This is a genomic window from Mycobacterium sp., assembly GCF_050701675.1.
Lineage (GTDB): Bacteria > Actinomycetota > Actinomycetes > Mycobacteriales > Mycobacteriaceae > Mycobacterium.
This window is the reverse complement of record NZ_JBOGDD010000560.1, coordinates 1-12,233: the sequence shown is the minus strand read 5'-3', so window position 1 is coordinate 12,233 and position 12,233 is coordinate 1. Positions and strand designations below refer to the sequence as shown.

Annotated in this window: 13 protein-coding genes and 1 pseudogene; 7 read left to right on the top strand and 7 right to left on the bottom strand. The window is 65.0% G+C overall.

Translation table 11 applies throughout. The annotated features are described in order from the left end of the window. The first annotated feature begins 183 nt into the window (after positions 1-183). From ACRDUX_RS17155 to ACRDUX_RS17140, 4 genes are read left to right on the top strand one after another with little or no spacing between them, the layout of a single operon-like run. Complete coding sequence (locus tag ACRDUX_RS17155; RefSeq protein ID WP_526415218.1) at positions 184-1,146, top strand: ABC transporter substrate-binding protein; 963 nt, start codon at positions 184-186, stop codon at positions 1,144-1,146. Then, complete coding sequence (locus ACRDUX_RS17150; protein ID WP_526415217.1) at positions 1,136-2,023, top strand: amino acid ABC transporter permease; 888 nt, start codon at positions 1,136-1,138, stop codon at positions 2,021-2,023. Before ACRDUX_RS17155 ends, ACRDUX_RS17150 begins: the two co-directional genes overlap by 11 nt. Further along, positions 2,016-2,783, top strand: a complete 768-nt coding sequence (locus ACRDUX_RS17145; RefSeq protein WP_526415216.1) for an amino acid ABC transporter ATP-binding protein — start codon at positions 2,016-2,018, stop codon at positions 2,781-2,783. The genes ACRDUX_RS17150 and ACRDUX_RS17145 overlap by 8 nt, the downstream gene beginning before the upstream one ends. Beyond that, a complete protein-coding gene (locus tag ACRDUX_RS17140) occupies positions 2,780-4,513 on the top strand; it encodes an aminotransferase class V-fold PLP-dependent enzyme (RefSeq protein ID WP_526415215.1) in 1,734 nt (577 codons plus the stop codon). Before ACRDUX_RS17145 ends, ACRDUX_RS17140 begins: the two co-directional genes overlap by 4 nt. Positions 4,514-4,533: 20 nt before the next feature. Here the strand turns inward: ACRDUX_RS17140 and ACRDUX_RS17135 are convergent, their stop codons facing one another. The 4 genes from ACRDUX_RS17135 to ACRDUX_RS17120 all read right to left on the bottom strand — a co-directional run bounded on the left by ACRDUX_RS17135 (position 4,534) and on the right by ACRDUX_RS17120 (position 8,331). Beyond that, positions 4,534-5,841 (bottom strand): LLM class flavin-dependent oxidoreductase, encoded by a 1,308-nt coding sequence (locus tag ACRDUX_RS17135; RefSeq protein WP_526415214.1) that lies wholly within the window; start codon positions 5,839-5,841, stop codon positions 4,534-4,536. A gap of 98 nt (positions 5,842-5,939) precedes the next feature. Then, positions 5,940-6,497, bottom strand: coding sequence for an Rv1733c family protein (locus ACRDUX_RS17130; RefSeq protein WP_526415213.1), 558 nt, complete (start codon positions 6,495-6,497; stop codon positions 5,940-5,942). Positions 6,498-6,698: 201 nt separating this feature from the next. Further along, positions 6,699-7,439, bottom strand: coding sequence for an SDR family oxidoreductase (locus tag ACRDUX_RS17125; RefSeq protein ID WP_526415212.1), 741 nt, complete (start codon positions 7,437-7,439; stop codon positions 6,699-6,701). A gap of 115 nt (positions 7,440-7,554) precedes the next feature. Then, on the bottom strand, positions 7,555-8,331 hold the full coding sequence (locus tag ACRDUX_RS17120; RefSeq protein ID WP_526415211.1) for a DUF6498-containing protein: 777 nt from the start codon (positions 8,329-8,331) through the stop codon (positions 7,555-7,557). Between the two features lie 96 nt (positions 8,332-8,427). On the opposite strand from ACRDUX_RS17120, the gene ACRDUX_RS17115 reads away from it, so the two are divergent. Beyond that, positions 8,428-9,174, top strand: coding sequence for an SDR family oxidoreductase (locus ACRDUX_RS17115; RefSeq protein WP_526415220.1), 747 nt, complete (start codon positions 8,428-8,430; stop codon positions 9,172-9,174). Between the two features lie 43 nt (positions 9,175-9,217). Here ACRDUX_RS17115 and ACRDUX_RS17110 read toward each other — a convergent pair whose 3' ends face one another. After that, a complete protein-coding gene (locus tag ACRDUX_RS17110; protein ID WP_526415210.1) occupies positions 9,218-10,219 on the bottom strand; it encodes a LysR family transcriptional regulator in 1,002 nt (333 codons plus the stop codon). A gap of 206 nt (positions 10,220-10,425) precedes the next feature. Here ACRDUX_RS17110 and ACRDUX_RS17105 point away from each other — a divergent pair, with 206 nt between their 5' ends. Together ACRDUX_RS17105 and ACRDUX_RS17100 are read left to right on the top strand one after the other, a co-directional pair. Beyond that, entirely contained in the window at positions 10,426-10,833 is a 408-nt protein-coding gene (locus tag ACRDUX_RS17105; RefSeq protein ID WP_526415209.1) for a hypothetical protein, read from the top strand. Between the two features lie 46 nt (positions 10,834-10,879). Beyond that, a complete protein-coding gene (locus ACRDUX_RS17100) occupies positions 10,880-11,761 on the top strand; it encodes an alpha/beta fold hydrolase (protein ID WP_526415208.1) in 882 nt (293 codons plus the stop codon). On the opposite strand, the gene ACRDUX_RS17095 is transcribed toward ACRDUX_RS17100, so the two are convergent. Both ACRDUX_RS17095 and ACRDUX_RS17090 read right to left on the bottom strand, forming a co-directional pair. Beyond that, positions 11,758-11,997, bottom strand: coding sequence for a LysR substrate-binding domain-containing protein (locus ACRDUX_RS17095; RefSeq protein ID WP_526415219.1), 240 nt, complete (start codon positions 11,995-11,997; stop codon positions 11,758-11,760). The two genes, ACRDUX_RS17100 and ACRDUX_RS17095, sit on opposite strands and share 4 nt — an antisense overlap. Further along, positions 11,990-12,233, bottom strand: a pseudogene (locus ACRDUX_RS17090) (FMN-dependent NADH-azoreductase); the annotation flags it as partial. The pseudogene ACRDUX_RS17090 and the gene ACRDUX_RS17095, both read right to left, overlap by 8 nt.

The following is a 12,233-nucleotide window of genomic DNA, read 5'->3' as shown; positions in this document are numbered from 1 at the left end:
GCTGCCCCGAGCGGAGCAAAGCCTCCAAGCGGCAGTGCCTTGCCGTCAATGACCCCCGAATGACTTCGCCGCGTTGACGTTGCCGGATGCGGCGTTGATCAAGCAACAGCCCAGACGCTTCAACACTTTGTAGAGATGAATTCAACATATTGTTGTAGCGTCACGCGCATCACCTTGGAGGTCATGATGCGATCACCGTCGCTTTACCGTTCCCGGCTCGCCGTGCTGTTCGTCGGGATCCTTGCCGCCGGTATCACCGCCTGCGGAAGTGGGATCGGGGGCGACAGTGCAGGCCAACCAGCCGCCAGTGGCGGACAGTCGGCGATCCCCGACAACAGCGCGCTCATCGCCGCCATTGGATCGGACGCAGCACTCACCAGCGGTCTGCCGGCCGCGGTGGCGCAGTCCAAGACCGTGAACGTCGGTTCCAACGTCCAATCGGCGCCCAACAACTTCTACGCCGCTGACGGCAAGACTCCGATCGGTTACGAGGTCGATCTCGCCAAGGCCATCGGCAGGAAGCTCGGCGTGGAGATGGCCTACCAGGACATGGCGTTCGGTGCACTGATCACCAGCCTGCAGTCCGGCCGCATTGACATGACGATGGCCGCGATGAACGACACCAAGGAGCGTCAGCAGCAGATCGACTTCGTCGACTACTTCTCCTCCGGCATCACCATCATGGTGCAGAAGGGCAACCCGCAGGGCATCACTGGCGCGGACACGCTGTGCGGCAAGAACATTGCCGTAGTGCAGGGGACCAGCCATCAGACGTTCGCCGCCGCCCAGAGCGACAAATGCGTGCAGGCCGGCAAGCCCGCCATCACGGTGACCGCCACCGACAGCGATACTCAGAACCAGAATCAGCTGCGCACGGGGCGGGTCGCTGCGATCCTCAACGATCTGCCGAGCGCCGTGTACATCTCTCGGACCGCCGGCGACGGCAACACATTCGAGGTCGTTCCTGGCCCGCCGATCGAAGGCGGCCCGTACGGCATCGGTTTCGCCAAGACCGACGTCGCGTTGCGGGACGCAGTGAACAAGGCGCTGGCCGAACTGATGGCCGACGGCACCTACTCCAAGATCCTGCAGAGCTGGGGTGTCGAGCAAGGCGCACTGAAGGAGCCCGCCATCAATGGCGCCTGAGTACCCGATCGTCCGACTCCGGCACTGGGGCCGGTGGGTCAGCGCGGTCGTCATCATCGCTCTACTCGCCGCACTCTTCGTCGCGTTGGCGCAAGCGAAGATCGACTGGGCGTCGGTACCCGACTTCGTGGTGTACCGCGTGATGCTCCTCGGCTTGGTCAACACGGTGGTGCTTGCCGTCATCGCGCAGTCGGTCGCCATCGTGATCGGGATCGTCATCGCGTTGATGCGACGCAGCGCGAATCCCGTGGCGAAGTGGTTCGCCTCGGCCTACATCTGGTTGTTCCGCGGGCTGCCCGTGCTCCTCCAGATCTTGATCTGGTACAACCTGGCGCTGGTCATCCCGACGATCTCCATTCCGCTGCCCTTCGGTGGACACCTACTCAACGAGCCAACGAACGTCCTCGTCAGCGCGTTCACCGCGGCACTGCTCGGGTTGGCGCTCAACGAGAGCGCCTACATGGCCGAAATCGTGCGCGCCGGGCTCAACAGTGTGGACGGTGGACAGACCGAAGCTGCGAAATCAATTGGCATGGCGCCGAGTCTGACCCTGCGTCGGGTGGTGCTCCCGCAGGCGATGCGAGTCATCATCCCGCCCACCGGAAATGACTTCATCGACATGCTGAAGGGCACCTCGATCGCGTCGGTGATCGGCGTGACGGAACTGCTCCACGCGTCGAACAACATCTCGTCCCACAATCTGCTCGTCATGGAAACGCTTTTCGCCGCGGCGATTTGGTACATGGTGGTGGTGACGGTCGCGGGCATCGGGCAGCACTACCTGGAGCGCACGTTCGGCGCCGCCGAGCGCAGCGTCGCCGCGCAGGCCGCCAAGGCCCTTCGTGCCATTCCGCTGACGAGGGGTGCCCGTGTCTGAGCCACTGCTGCGGGCCGTCGGCGTTCGGAAGAGCTATGGGCACACCGAGGTACTGCGGGGCATCGACCTGGAGGTGCGCCGCGGTCAGGTGGTGTGCCTGCTCGGTCCCTCGGGGGCGGGCAAGAGCACATTCCTGCGGTGCCTCAACCACCTTGAAACCGTCGACGCCGGCGAGGTGTGGGTGGACGGCAAGCCGATCGGGTTCGACTTGCGCAATGGCAAACTATACGAACTTCGGGAGCGCGACGTCGCCAAACAGCGACGCGACATCGGCATGGTGTTCCAGCGTTTCAACCTGTTCGGCCACCGCACCGCCTTGGAGAACGTCATCGAGGGCCCGATCCGAGTGCTGGGCACCGCTCCCGACGTCGCGCGCAGGGATGGTCTCGAGTTACTCGATCGGGTCGGCTTGGCTCAACGCGGCGACGCCTACCCAGCGCAGTTGTCCGGCGGCCAGCAGCAACGCGTGGCGATCGCTCGTTCGCTGGCGATGAAGCCCAAACTGATGTTGTTCGACGAGCCGACCTCGGCCTTGGACCCCGAGCTGGTGGGCGAAGTGCTCGCGGTGATGAGCACGTTGGCCGAAGAGGGGATGACGATGGTGGTGGTCACCCACGAGATCGCGTTCGCCGCCGAAGCCGCCGACGAAGTGGTCTTCATGGCCGACGGAGCGATAGTGGAAACCGGTCCGCCCGAACGGGTCCTCAAGGCGCCGGAACACGAACGCACGCGCCAATTCCTGGCCAGGGTGCTGGCGTGAGACCGATCTCACCGCGCTACAAGCTGCAATTCTCAGAACCCGAAGGCTATCTCGACTTCGCCCGCTTCGGGCCGCCGTCGCATGCCGTCCTGGACACCACGGCGCGGCTGTTGGAGAAGGCGACACACGCCGGGCCGTCAACCGTTGACGAACTGATGCGGGAAGAGACGCGCGCCAAGGCGGCCGCGGCGAGGTTGTGCCGCAGCGACATCGACCACATCGTCCTGCAACCGCACACCAGCATGGGGTTGTTGCAGGCGGCCTTCAACGCCCCCGGCGGCACCGTGTTGGTATCGGCCGCGGAATTCCCTGCCAACACCTACCCGTGGGCTCGCGCCGAACAGGCCGGACGACTGTCGGTGCGCCGCTTGCCTGGCGGATTCGTCACCGCGGACCGGGTCGCAGAAGCGCTCACCGACGACATTTCGATGGTCTCGGTCAGCGCCGTCGACTACCGCACCGGTTACCGCGCCGACCTTGCCGCACTGCGTGAGATCGTCGGCGACCGGCTGCTCGTCGTGGACGGCATCCAGGGCTTCGGCGTGATCGAGGCGCCGTGGGAGGCGGCCGACATCCTGGTCGTGGGCGGTCAGAAATGGTTGCGGGCCGGGTGGGGGACCGGATTCGCGATGCTGTCGGACCGGGCGCTGGAGCGGATGGACCCGGTGCTGTCGGGCTGGACCGGTGCCCGCGATCCCGGGCTGTTCGACGACGAGATCCACCCCGCTGACAGCACGGCGGCAGCCTGGTCGATATCGAACTTGAGCCCCGTGACCTCCGGAGCATTCGCCGCAGCGCTCGAGTTGGTCGAGGAAGCCGGCGTCGGCACGATCGCCGAACACATCGCGGCGCGAGTCGAGGCGCTCGAAGACGTGCTCCTCTCCCAGGGTGCGCAGATCGTGTCCTCGCGCGAGCGGCGGGCTGGGATTCTGGCGTTCACGGTGCCCGAGCATCCGCCCGAGCAGATCGGTGCCGCGCTGAACGCGGCGGGCATCGCGGTAACCGTTCGGCCCGAACACATTCGGCTATCGCCGCACGCCTCGACACCGTTGGACGTCGCCGACCGGATCAGAGCGGTCCTCGTCTCACTGACGAAGCCGCATCGGGTGGAGCCCACACCGCCTCCGAGCGCAGCCGGTAACTTCACGCACGAAGTGCTCGCTTCGTTGGTACCGGCGGTACGCGGGCTGGCTGCCATGCTGGGACCCGGTAATGAGGTGCTGTTGCACGACCTGTCCCAGATGCCCGACTCGATCGCGGCCATCGCAGGCGACCTCACCAATCGCACAGTCGGTGGACCGATGACGGATTTGTTGCTCGGGCTGATTCGTCGCGGCACGACCCAGGATCTGATCAACTACCGCACCAACGGTCCTGACGGGCGACCGATCCGCTCCTCCACCCTCTTCCTACGGGACGCCGATGGGGTGGCGATCGGCTGCCTATGCGTGAACAGCGAACTGCCCGAATCGCTTCCGCCCGAGGCGCCGCAGCGGGAGGAGAGCTTCCCGCCCGACGTCGACAGTTTGCAACGGTTCCTGGTGGATCGCGCCATCGCCAAAGTCGGCGTGCAGACGGTCGAGATGAAGAAGCATCACAAGGCGGCGGTCGTCCGTGAGCTCGACGAAGCGGGTTTCTTCCTCATCAGGGACTCCGTCGATCATGTTGCAGGACAACTGGAAGTGACCCGCTACACGATCTACAACTACCTCAACGAGATCCGAGGCTGACTGGCCAAAAGGGCCACGACTCACGTGGCCGGTCGCTGCAGGCCGAGGTGATCGCGAAGCGTGTGTCCGGTGTACTCGGTGCGGTAACGGCCACGGCGCTGCAGGATTGGCACGACGTGGTCGACGAATGCTGCCAGCTCGTACGGCAGTGTCGATCCCATGATGGTGAATCCGTCGATGGCGCCGGCGTCCTGCCAGGCGATGACGTAGTCGGCGAGCTGCTCGGGTGTCCCGATGAAGTGTGTCTGTCCAGCGCCGCCGCTCACGTGCTGCGCGACCTCGCGCAAGGAGGCCTCCGGTCGGGCCCGCGCGGCGGCGTACAGCTGATCTGCGCGAGTCGACGGCGACTGCTCGCTCCAGAGGTGTGCAGGCAGCGGAGCGTCGGGATCGAAGGCGTCTGGATCGAGGCCGGCGGTGTACAGGGCGTTCTGCCAGCGGAATTCGGGACTGGCCAGTTCTTCCAGCTGCCTCGCCCTGGCCTGGGCTTCGGCCTCCGTACCGCCGAGCGTCACCATCAACGCAGGCAGCACCAGGACCTGGTCGGGGTCACGTCCCAGGGCGGCGGCTTTGGCGTGGAGCCCGGCCCGGAAGGCCGCAGCGGCCTCCAGTGAGGGTGGCCCGGAAAAGGCCATCTCGGCGTACCGCGCGGCCAGGTCGACGCCCGCCCCCGACTGTCCTGCCAGAACGAGAACCGGGTGACCCTGCGGCGAGCGGGGGAACGGCTGGACCCCTTCGACGTCGTAGTACTGGCCGTGAAACCGCGGGGCATGCAGCTTGCTCCGGTCCGCCCAGACGCCGCCTTCGCGGTCGCCGATGACGGCATCGTCTTCCCAGCTGTCCCACACGCGGGTGACGACCTCGACGAATTCGCGAGCGCGCGCGTAACGGTCGGCATGGTCGGGGTGGGCGGCCTCACCGAAGTTCGCCGCGGCCAGTGGGGTAACGGTGGTGACGATGTTCCAGCCGGCGCGGCCGCCGCTGAGATGATCCAGTGTCGCGAAGCGTCGAGCGAGTTCCCAGGGCTTGCTGTAGGTCGTCGACCCCGTCCCGATGAGCCCGATGTGGCTGGTGACTGCGGCCAGCGCGGACAGCACCGAGATCGGGTCGAACTGCGTCTGCGGCAGGTACGTGGCGCGGTACTCGGCGATGGCGATGTTGTCGGCCAGGAAGATCGAGTCCATCAAGCCGCGTTCGGCGGTCCGCGCGATGTCCGCGTAATACGAGAGCCCGAGGACGTCGCCGACGTCATCGTTGACCACACGCCAGGCGGATTCGTGATAGCCATTCGGCCAGATGAAGGCGTTGAAGTGCAATGGCCGTGCGCTCATGGGCATGACTTCTTCATCGCAGGTCCTTCCGCAGCACGCGTCGAGCAAGTATTGCGCGCAACACGGCACGTCGATGAAATAGTCCCTGCGCGGGCCCGTCAGGTGTGTCGGTTGGCCCAGCCGTCATCGTTGTGGGCCAGCAGGTGCAGCTCGCGCTCCCAGGCGCGGTCGCGCGATCGGTCCAGTCCTCTACGGATGACGAGGGCCACCAGTGCGCTGAAGACGACGATGACGACCCAGATGGTCCCCGCGACGCCGAGCGCGCTCAGCTTGGCGTCATCCGTCGTCAGCGGTGCAGCGACCACCTTGCCGGTGTCATCCAGCCAAAGCTTCAGTGACTCACCCGTCTTGACCGTCGCGGGGGTGACGACCTGTTCGGTGCGCAACCGTGTTCCCTCGTGCCACTGTGCGCGCACGAAGTTAGGACTGTCGAAGTCCGCAGGCATACTGGCGCTGCCTTCAACCGCCACGGCCTCGACGGAGTGTCGACTGTGCGCCTGTTCGTCGGCGGTGCGCACACCCGCGTCGTAAACCTGGGTTCCTGCGTGCGCCCCGACGGGGATGGCAAAGATGGCAGTGACGAGCACAGCGAGGACTACCAGCGCTTCGAGTCGATCGCTTGCACGGATTAGTGGGTTGAAGCCGAGCGCGCGCACATGCCAGCAAATTCTTCTAGCAAACGTTGTGACACCGATCACCACAGCTCACCCGCAGGTACGTCGTCTCTCGCAAACACCGTTCCCATGGTGACACTGACGGCGCTTGGCCGCCAGTCATCCCGCGTCATCGGGATGGACATCACAGCCGCGGGAGAGCGCCCTCACAGGGGGTGGCGCGGGCCGCGTTGATCGGCGAGATCAGGCGGTCATGAGGTAATCCGCCCCGCCCACGTACACGATGCTGGATGGGGTGGGGGTAGTCGCCGCATTGACGATCGCTGCGGCGAACTCGTTGACCGTCGGCAGCTCGGCGCGGCTGCGGCGCGCCTCGACGGCGTCGGGGTCGCGGCGCTGCAGGAGCCTGACGATGATGGTTCCGTCGATCATGTCGCCGGAGGCCACCGTGAAGTGAATACCAGCGCGGTCGAACTCCGAACGCATCGCGTAGAGCGCGGTTTCGCCCGCACGCTTGCTCGCCGCAACTGCCGAATATCCCTTCGGCACCGCCTTGTGCGGAAAGAAGTGCGCCTGGTGGCTGGTGACGAAGACGATTCGTCCGCCAGCTGGCATCAACGGCACGGCCAGCTGTGCAAGGCGCCGCTGGGCATCGCGGTTGAGACGCATCGCGTAACCGGGGTCAGCCCCCAGTTCGAGGCCGCCAGACGCGTTGAGGATCAGAGTGTCGAGTCGGCCAAAGCGGGCAGCGATGGATTCGATCATCGCGACGGCAGCGGCTTCATCGGAAATGTCGGCGCCCAGCGTCGAGGCGTTCCCGCCTGCGCTGCGAATGGCCTCGACAACGGCGTCCGCGCGCTTGGACTTCTCTCGGTAGTTCACGATGACGTGGGTGTCGGCACTGGCAAGCTGTTGCGCGACTTCCGCGCCGATGCCCCTCGATGCGCCGGTTACGAGGATGACCCGTGCGGGTAGTTGTGGCATATCGGTCCTTCCGTCACTGCCGACGGCTTCGGCTTCGGAATCAACCGTACACGGAATTATAAGAAAAGTAAGGCAAAAATAAGGTCACAATAAGGCAGTCATCGATCTCGGCGGGTCACCGTCGCGCAGCGACCCACGGTCGTTCGTTTCGTTCGCGTCGTTCGATCTCGTCGGCCCGATCCTCGGTCCACACGTCTTCGAAGCGTCGTCCCTGGCGCACGTTGGGGATCCCATTCATCACTCGGCTCAGCCACCCGGGTGCGGTGGCCGGCTCCCACTGAGGCAGAACGGCGCCCAGCGAAAAGAGGGATTTGAGGACGACGAAAACCCCGAACAACGCGTCGGGCGCACCGGTCACGGCCACCCCGATCAGCCCGAACACGATCGTGAGATGGACGACGACGACGCGACCAAGCCCACGACGAGCGGTCTGCTCGATCTGCCAGAACGACCACCGGCGCAGGCTGAGCAGATCCGCGAGGAAGCCGACGGCGAGGAAGACGAAGACGGTCAGACACCCGAATCCCACACTGCGCCAACTGACGTCAGCGAGGGCATGCTCGCCGTTGTGGTCGAGCAGGAACAGAATGGTCCCGAGGAACACGCCGTGTGCCGTGCAGAAGGCGAGACTCGAGATGGCGAAACCCATCACGAAGGACGAGGTCTGCGAGCCGCGGCGGTCTCCGCTCGGTGCCACGTACTGAAAGTGTCCCCGCCGCGGCGTCCAGCGTCGATGTAGAACCATCCGAGCCAAGATGAAGAGGCACATCGCGAGGGTCTCGAACCAATAGACCGCAAGGGTGGTGCCCCCGGACCAGTCTTCGACGAACCAACCGACCATCGGGACGGCGATCACCGCCAGCAGGCTCACCAGGTGGATGAATCGAGTCATATCGTCCTCGCCGCGGCAGCCAGGCACATGGGCTGATCGTACGGACACCAGTGGATTCCACGCCCCGCCGTTCGCGCGGCCCGCCGGCCAAGGACAATTGGTCTGGTGCAGAAGGTCATCGTCATCACCGGGGCGGGTAGCGGACTGGGCCGCGCTACGGCGCGGGTCTTGCTGCAGGCCGGTCATCGTGTCGCGTTGGCGGGGCGCCGGCCGGGGGCACTGGTGGAGTCCGCGGAGGGCCATCCGAATGCGCGGGTGATTCCGACGGACGTCACGGATGCGGGTTCAGTGCATGCGTTGTTCGCCGACGTGGTGTCGGCGTTCGGACGTGTGGACGTGCTGTTCAACAACGCAGGCATGTTCGGGCCCTCGGCCTCGGTCGATCAGCTCGAGGACACCCAGTGGCACGAGACGTGGCGCACCAACGTGGACGGTGCGGTGTTTTGCGCGCGCGAAGCGGTGCGGGTGATGTCGGCTCAACTGCCGCGTGGTGGCCGGATCATCAACAACGGCTCACTGTCTGCGCACCGTCCGCGGCCGCGCAGTGTGGCGTATACGGTCACCAAGCACGCGATCAGCGGGCTGACGGCTTCGATGCTGCTCGATCTGCGCGATGTCGACATTTGCGTGACCCAGATCGACATCGGCAATGCCGCGACCGCGATGATCGCCGGCTTCGGTGCCGAGGTGACGTCCGCTGCTGGAAGTTCCACTGCTGAACCGACTTTCGATGCGGTGCATGTGGCGCGGTCCGTAGCGCACCTCGTTGAGATGCCGTTGGACGTGTCGGTGCCGTCGATGACCATCATGGCGCGCGCCATGCCCTACTTTGGCCGCGGATGAGCGTGGCCGGTCGGCGAACGGTTCTCTGGAATTCGTACCGGCGTTACTGAACCCGCCGCAAGGGTGAAAGCGGCTGTGATGCGCCAGGTTTGGCCGACGCCGTTGATCCGTTGGAGAACCTGCTGGGTATCCACGCGTCGGGAATCGGGCTCAATGACGCTACGGCCCTCGCCGTTTCCACGAAATCGTGTACCGCGGGGGAGTCCACATCGGTGCGCCAGGCGGTCGACAGCATCGTCGGGGGGATGTCGGTGACCGGGATGAACGCCAGACCCGGCCGATCGTAGAAGCGCTGGGTGGATGCTTGGGAGAACGCCATGCCGCGCTCAGCCAGGATCGCTTCGAAACATTCATCGACAGTGGATACCTCGGCGCCGAGTTGAACGGGCGTTCCCTGGCGGCTGTCGGCGGCGAGCCAGAAGGTGCGCCACGCATCAGGAGACTTGCGCGCCACGAAGGGTTCGTCGACCAACTGCTCGACACTGACCTCGGTCAAGTCCGCCAGTGGAGACGCAGTCGACACCACCAAGACCCGTGGCTCTATGAAGAGTGTTTCGATGCCGAGCCAGTCATGAACGAGCACGGGTGGGCGCAGGAACGCGATGTCGACCGATCCGTCGGCCAGGCCGACGTAGGGATCGGTGAAGTCGTGGGAGCGCATTTCGACGTCGATCCGCGGGTGGAGGTCGTGGAACGCGTTGAGGATTCGCGGCGTCAACTCGGCGGCGGCGTTGGCCTGGAAGCCGACCACGAGTCGTCGGTCGGGTCCGCTGCGGCCGGCGTCCTGTATTTGCCAGGCGAGGCGTTCGGCGTCGGACAGCAGACGCTTACTGCCATCGAGGAGCAGCTCACCGACCGGTGTGAGCTCGACGTGACGGCTGGTGCGGACGAACAGCGGCGTGTTCAGGGAGTGCTCGAGCTTGCGGATCTGGATGCTCAGCGACGGCTGCGCGATGTGTAGCCGTGCGGCCGCGTGGCCGAAATGCAGCTCCTCGGCGACCGCGACGAAATACGTCAGAAGTCGCAGGTCCAGCGAGGGGAGCACAGATCAACGGTAGTTCAGGAGCCCGATGACCACCATTAGTTCTTGCCTATCGATCCGTTGCCGATGGGTATTGGACCTCACAACTGCCGGCGGGTGTGATGGGCATCATGCAGGGCAGCCCGAATGGGCACGGAGTTCCAACCGGCTGGCCCGGCATGAACGGGCAGAAATCCTGCCTCGGTTTCACGTCCCGATAAGGAATCATCATGACTGTCACGACGTCGGCAACGACTGCCGTCGAGTGGGCCGACGCGTTCGCCAACGCGAGCAACGAAGACCCCGAGATACAGGCGCACGGCAAGTACTTCACGTGTTCGTATCTGCTGGACATGACGGACCGGACGTTCGTCGTCGAGGTCAGTCGCGGCAAGGTCGTCAATGTCGCCGTCGATCCCGGCCCCTTGGATGTGGCCTACCAGTTCGCGCTGCGCGCCAGCGCCGATACGTGGCGAAACTTCGGCGTCCCCGTACCCGCCCCGATGTATCACGGCATCTGGTCGGCAAGTTTTCAGCGCGACCTGAAACTCGAGGGCGACATCTTGGTGCTGATGCAGAACCTGCGGTGCTTCACCCGCCAGTTCGAGCTCCTGCGCGCCGTTGGCGTCCCCGTCTAAATCCGTTATCGCCCAATAGTTCACACCGCCACTCAAAGGACGAGCCATGAGCAAGATTTCTCCAGTAACCGGGCATTACGTCGGTGTCGACGTCGACGGGCTTCTGTACAAGGTGTTCTATCTCGAGAACGGACAGGGCCAGCCGCTGGTCTGCCAGCACACCGCGGGATGTCACAACCATCAGTGGCGCGGCCTCCTCGAGGACGACGAGATCACCAAGAACTACCGCGTCATCGCCTACGACCTGCCCCGGCACGGCAAGTCCGATCCGCCGGAGAACACCCAATGGTGGACAGAGGAATACCAACTCTCCGCCGATCACTACGCGAACTTCATCGTGGCGCTGGTCGACGCCTTGGAGCTGGAAGACCCGATCTTCATGGGCTCCTCGTTCGGCGGCAACATCGCCTTGCAGCTGGCCCTACGCCACCCGGACCGCTTTGCTGGCGTCATTCCGGTGGAGGGCGCGGACTACTCACCGGGTTTCTACCTCGACTGGTGGCAGCATCCACATGCCAACGCCGCACAGGTCTGCGCCAGCGGCGTCTGGGACCTGATGGCTCCGCAGTCCCCCGAGAGTGATCGGTGGAAGACCTGGTTCTACTACAGCCAGGGATCGGAAGCGTTCAAGGGCGATTTGTACTTCTACTCCGTCGACCACGATCTGCGCGACAAGCTCGGCGAGATCGACGGTGACCGGTGTCCGGTGGTGATGCTGACGGGCGACTACGACTACCTGACCACTCCGGAAGACAGCGCCCGCACCGCGAAGCAGATCAAGGGCGGCGAGTTCATCGAGATGAAGGAGATCGGCCACTTCCCGATGAGCGAGAACCATGCGGTCTTCCGCACCTATCTGCTGCAGGCCCTGGCCCTGCTCCGGGAGAAGGCCACGTCCGCTGCGTCGCGGCCCACCGCGATCGTCTAGGACACGGTCACGTCGCCGACCAGCGACAGCAGCGCGGTCGCCGCCGCGCTGGGAGTCCGGGCTGCCAGCGCAGCGACGTACAGCCGCCATTGCAGGTCGCGGTCGGCGATTCGCACTGTGGCCAAGCCGGTTTCGCCGATGGCGTCGAGGATGAACTGGCTCAAGAATCCGATCCCCAAGCCGTTGCGGATATAGGCTGCGGCCGAGAGAGGCGGACGCGCCCGCGGCTCAGGCAGCGAGGTGTTCGGTCAGGTTCCGCGCCTCGTGGCGAGCCAGATCCTCCGCGTCGCGAAGTGACTGCTCGTACGTCGGGATCAGCGACTCGTATGCCGGAATGACCGGTGCGAGAGTTCCCTCGGGAGTGATGGAGCGTAGATCCAAACCGAGTGTGTCACCGAGGATTAGCTGCAGCCAGGGCAGGACGAAGTCCCTGGCCTGACCGGGCCCACCCAGGCCGTAGCCAAAGCCGCCA